The organism is Burkholderia sp. TSV86, from assembly GCF_001522865.1.
In the GTDB taxonomy this organism is placed as follows: Bacteria; Pseudomonadota; Gammaproteobacteria; order Burkholderiales; family Burkholderiaceae; genus Burkholderia.
Genome location: NZ_LOWB01000022.1, coordinates 1 through 3,894, shown reverse-complemented (window position 1 = coordinate 3,894; position 3,894 = coordinate 1). Strand labels below are relative to the sequence as shown.

Below are 3,894 nucleotides of genomic sequence, written 5' to 3'. Positions count from 1 at the left end.
GCAGCAAGGCGCATCGGTGAGGGCTCAGTTCTTCGAAGTCGACCATTCTACTGGCCCTCCACTAATGCGACAGAACCCCGGCCGCCAGCATCTGCGTGCCGAAGGTGTGCCGAAACGCATGCGGCGAGGTCTGGGCGAGTTTGCGCCGCTGCGGCTCGGTCAGATCGGGCATTGCGTCGAGCAGCTGATCGATCGCCCAGCGCGTTAGGGCCCGCGCCCCGCGAACCGAATAACCCGCTGCAACGCTGCCCGTGCCGGCTGCCTTCGCGCGCGCGTGCTTCGCCTGCGCGCGCGGCGTCGGCGGCACGTTCAGCGGCGCGACGAGCGGCCCCGCCGCGTCGCGTGCGTCGAACGCGAGCCCGCGATCGCGCCAGTGTGCGCGCACCGCGTCGACGCACGCATCGCTGATCGGCACGAAACGCTGCTTGTTGCCCTTACCGATCACCTCAAGCAGCCAACTCGCCGGCGTCTCGCCGTCAGCGGGTAACCAAACCAGTGCGGCGCGCTCCGCGCCGACCGCTTCTGCAATCCGCAAGCCGCCGTCGCCCATCACCAGCAACAGCGCACGCGCGGTGCGCCAGCGAGCGCCGACCGGGCCGACGAGCTCCGCGCGATCGGCCAAAAACGCGCGCACCCGCGTCCACAGGTCGAGCGGCCACGCCCGCTCGACCTGCAGCTTACGCGCACGCTTCACCACATTGGGATCGGTCACCGCCCGCCACGGATTACCGGCCAAGTAGCGCACGTCGACGAGCCAGGCAAACGCCGCGCGGATCGCTCGCACCGCGTAGCGCTGGCTGTCCGCGGACAGGCCGCCGGGCGCGAACGGCCGCCAGTGCCGGCTCGCGCGCGCGACGGGCGCCCCGGTGAACCGGTCGCTCGGCGCGGCCAGGAACGCCTTGTACGCTTCGCAATCCTCGACCGTCATCGACGACAACGCGACACCACGCTCAATCACACACCACAGCACCAGGCGTTCGAGCTCGCGGGTATATGCCCGCTGCGTCTCTGGCCGGTCGTCGTAGCGGTGCAGATACGCGCGCACGGCATCCAGATCGTGTACCGCCCGCACGTAGGCGAATGTCGGCGCACGGTTCGCACCGCGCGCTCCGGATAGGGCAGCCGGCAAGGTCAGGCGTTCGAGCGGCGCGAGTTGGCCCGCCCTCGCGACCACCCCCGCCCCGGCGGCCGGCGCAAGCGCGTCGCTGGCGTCGAACTCGGACGCCGCCAACCGGCCGACCGTCGCCGCATGCCTGCGCAGCCAGCCGATCAACACGCGCGCGCGGTGCGCGCCGATCCGGGGCACCGCCCGCCACCACTGGCCCCCCCGGCGGTTCACAAACGCCACCAGCTCGCCGAGCGTGTGGAGGCCCTCACCCGCCAGCCGCTCTGCCACGAGCGGCCGGAACCAGCGGCCGATCGGATGGTCGGCCGCCGGCTGCGCGGTTGCCCACTGATGGGCTGCCCGTTCGATCATCTGCAGCGTGACCGGCGTCAGGCGCGGCTCGCCGTATTTCGCGATCGTCTCCTGCAGGTGCGACACCAACGCCGGCGCGCCCTCGCGCAGCGCCACCGCGACCAGGTCGTCGCGCATCGTGCGCAATAGACGCTCGACGTCGAGTGGCACGGTCGTGTCGGGATCGAAGTACAGACGGGTGATCGTGGCGATCGGCAGCCCTTTCACGCGCGCGCGCAGCGCGGTGAATTCAGTGCGGCTATAGGTGCGCGGCGGCGGCAGTTCCAGTTGTTGCGGTCGGTTCGCCATGTCAATCCCAGGGTGAAGCGGCGAGCGCCCGCCGGGTTCGCTCACGCGCATGACGCACGCCCACGCCGCGAGGTGGCGATGCGCGGGCACTGCGGCGAGCTACGCGTCGTGCGCGATTTCGGCGCTGCAGTAGCGCTGCCGACTCCGTGTCGGCAGAAAATCTGCCAATCCAAGGGAAAACCCTAATTTTTGGTCTACCCGCTCACGCTCAAACCGTACTTTACAGGTTTTGACCCATTAATCGCAATGCCGATAATCTAACTTAGCGGCATTGGACGATGGCCACAAAGACCCGGCCGCAGCCGGGCCCGTCGTCGCTCAGCGGCGCGTAATCAGGTACACGACCAGCGGCAAGCTGGCCACCATGCCGATCGCCGCCAGCGGGTGATACAGCCCGTAACTGGCGGGCCAGAGGGCCGACAGCCTCCGGTCGATCGCCGCCACCCCACCAGCCCCGCCGCGACCGCCAGCAGCCCGATTCCTGGGTTCATTTCCGATCTCCTCTTGGTACGTGGTCAATTCTATCGAGGCGGCCGCTCACTCAACGGGCTCGCCGCCCGGCAGTTCGGGGTCCGGCAGAAACGATATCTGGCCAGGCGGGATGACGAAGCCGGGCAACCAGTCGTCGAGGACCGTACACACGCGCTCGTAGGCCGCGTCGAGCCCGGATCCTTCCGGTGCGTCCGGCGCATCCGGAAACAGGCGCCTGCCGATCTCGATCATGTCGTCACCGAGGAAGCCGTACCGCCCCTTTTGCCGCATGGTCCACAGCCCCACCGTGGCGCTCGGCCTCGAGGGACATCAGACCGACCGACATCGCGTCGGCGATGTGGAATTTCATGTAGCCGATGCACCATTCAATGAACATCTGCTGGACCGCCGTCATCGGGGTATCACTTCGCCATCTCCTTCGCCGCGCCTGCGTGTCGCAGGACGTCCATCGGGACCCGGACGCGCCCGCCGGTCGGCCGGCGCTCAGTGCTCGCCCCGGGACGCATAGACCGCGCACACGATGCACGCGGCGAATGTGGCCACCGCAGGTTGGCTCCAGCCGAGCGCGAGGCACCCAACAGTCAACGCGAAGGCAAAAATCGCGACACCGCCGAATCCGCTCATCCCCGCTCCTATTCTGTTCTCAGGCGCACTGTCGTGCGTCGGTGGCTCCCATCGTGCCGCCGGCGGCCGCCACACCGCGTTACGTCGCCGATCGCAGCCAGTTTTCGACCGGCAGCCCGGCAACGCGGGTGAATTCGGCCGTATTGTCCGTAACCAGCACGGCGTCGACGGCCAGCGCATGCGCGGCGATCAGCATGTCGTTGGCGCCGATCAGCTGGCCTTGCTTCTCGAGCTCGGCGCGCAGCCGCCCGTAGCACCGGTCCGCGTCGGGCTGCAGCGGCAACACGGCCAGGCTTGCGAGCAACTGCTCGACGCGCTGCGCGAGTGTTGACGAGCCACGCTTCCAGACGCCGAACCGCAGTTCCGCCGCGACGACTATCGAGGTGCACACTTGCTCCGGCGGGGTTTCTCCGACCCGAGTGGCGCATGCGCCGCGCGGGTCGCGGATCACGTTCGACAAAATGTTGGTATCGAGCAGGTACAGCGTCATTCGATGTCGACCGGTTCAGGCGGAAGGTCCTCGATGTCCGGAAAGGTCTCGTCCAGCGGGGTCCATTGGGCAAACAGCTCACGCAAGGGCGCGGCCTCCACGGGTTCAATGATCAAGCGGCGGCCTTCCCGGTGAATGGTGACCTCCGAGACCGGTAGTTCGAATTCGCGCGGGATCCGCACGGCCTGGCTGCGCCCGTTGCGAAACAGGCGCGCGTGGCGGGTGTCATGGGTTGGCATCAGGACGCCCCCTCTTCAATCGGGTTAGCATATGCCACAGCATATACAAGCCGACGCGAATTCGCAATGCAGTCATGTCCATGTCGGCGCACCGATCGATCGGTCTTTCTGCTTGGAGTAAATCACTTGCTGTTGCGGGCCCGTTTCGGTTCAAGTGGGTCTTCGCGACTCACGCTCAGTGCAGGCTTGTCGGCACGCAGCCCGCGAGGTTCTGTCGCAATAAGGAAGCCTGTCGATAAGCGGTCTCGGAATGATCAGGATTCCTCAGAAGGCCAACGAATAAA

The 3,894-nt window shown here is 67.3% G+C and carries 6 protein-coding genes; all 6 read right to left on the bottom strand.

What is annotated here, in order from left to right; all coding sequences use genetic code 11:
- Nucleotides 1-61 precede the first annotated feature (61 nt).
- The 6 genes from WS68_RS04230 to WS68_RS04215 all read right to left on the bottom strand — a co-directional run bounded on the left by WS68_RS04230 (nt 62) and on the right by WS68_RS04215 (nt 3,610).
- The gene (locus WS68_RS04230; protein ID WP_082709796.1) at nt 62-1,765 is read right to left on the bottom strand and encodes a site-specific integrase; all 1,704 of its coding nucleotides are present in this window, start codon (nt 1,763-1,765) and stop codon (nt 62-64) included.
- Between the two features lie 318 nt (nt 1,766-2,083).
- On the bottom strand, nt 2,084-2,284 hold the full coding sequence (locus WS68_RS27240) for a hypothetical protein (RefSeq protein ID WP_156429332.1): 201 nt from the start codon (nt 2,282-2,284) through the stop codon (nt 2,084-2,086).
- A gap of 18 nt (nt 2,285-2,302) precedes the next feature.
- Nucleotides 2,303-2,542: a hypothetical protein gene (locus WS68_RS04225; protein WP_231752942.1), complete on the bottom strand. Its 240-nt coding sequence runs from the start codon at nt 2,540-2,542 to the stop codon at nt 2,303-2,305.
- A gap of 198 nt (nt 2,543-2,740) precedes the next feature.
- Complete coding sequence (locus WS68_RS28220) at nt 2,741-2,881, bottom strand: hypothetical protein (RefSeq protein WP_197419519.1); 141 nt, start codon at nt 2,879-2,881, stop codon at nt 2,741-2,743.
- A 79-nt stretch (nt 2,882-2,960) separates the two neighbouring features.
- Entirely contained in the window at nt 2,961-3,371 is a 411-nt protein-coding gene (locus tag WS68_RS04220) for a type II toxin-antitoxin system VapC family toxin (RefSeq protein ID WP_059569610.1), read from the bottom strand.
- On the bottom strand, nt 3,368-3,610 hold the full coding sequence (locus WS68_RS04215) for an antitoxin (RefSeq protein ID WP_059569609.1): 243 nt from the start codon (nt 3,608-3,610) through the stop codon (nt 3,368-3,370). The genes WS68_RS04220 and WS68_RS04215 overlap by 4 nt, the downstream gene beginning before the upstream one ends.
- Nucleotides 3,611-3,894 lie beyond the last annotated feature (284 nt).

Bases quoted from the DNA above. Each gene is read 5' to 3' on its own strand.
- WS68_RS04215 (WP_059569609.1), bottom strand. From the start codon at position 3,610: ATGCCAACCCATGACACCCGCCACGCGCGCCTGTTTCGCAACGGGCGC.
- WS68_RS04220 (WP_059569610.1), bottom strand. From the start codon at position 3,371: ATGACGCTGTACCTGCTCGATACCAACATTTTGTCGAACGTGATCCGC.
- WS68_RS28220 (WP_197419519.1), bottom strand. From the start codon at position 2,881: ATGAGCGGATTCGGCGGTGTCGCGATTTTTGCCTTCGCGTTGACTGTT.
- WS68_RS04230 (WP_082709796.1), bottom strand. From the start codon at position 1,765: ATGGCGAACCGACCGCAACAACTGGAACTGCCGCCGCCGCGCACCTAT.